The sequence below is a fragment of the Collinsella sp. Sow4_D11 genome, from assembly GCF_052116465.1.
GTDB lineage: Bacteria > Actinomycetota > Coriobacteriia > Coriobacteriales > Coriobacteriaceae > Collinsella.
On the sequence record NZ_JBQKLA010000081.1, the window covers coordinates 1 to 405 of the forward strand.

Here is a 405-nt window from a genome sequence, read left to right on the forward strand (position 1 = left end):
GGTATGCCATGGAGAACGGTTTCGCGAACGACATGTCCGCCGCCACCTTCCTGCCCGAGCTCACCAACACCAACGCCCTGGGCTACCTGTCCATCATCATCTTCAACTTCATGGGCTTCGAGGTCATCTGCACCATGACCGATGACATGGCCGATCCCGCTCGCGATATCCCCAAGGCTATCGTCGTCGGTGGCGTGGCTATTGCCGTCATCTACCTGTTCGCTGGCTTCGGCATCGGCGCCGCCATCCCGGCCGACTCCATCGACCCCGACTACGGCATGATCGTCGCGGTCCAGACCATGGTGGGCGATTCCGTGCTCTTCAAGGTCATCTGCATCGCCTTCCTGATCACCCTGTTCGCCAACATGGCCGCCTGGTCCTTCGGCGTCAACTCCGTCGCCCGCT

The 405-nt window shown here is 61.5% G+C and carries 1 protein-coding gene; it reads left to right on the forward strand.

What is annotated here, in order from left to right; genetic code table 11:
* Positions 1-32 precede the first annotated feature (32 nt).
* A partial coding sequence (locus ACTQ40_RS10620; protein ID WP_441564134.1) for an amino acid permease occupies positions 33-405 on the forward strand: 373 nt, incomplete at its 3' end.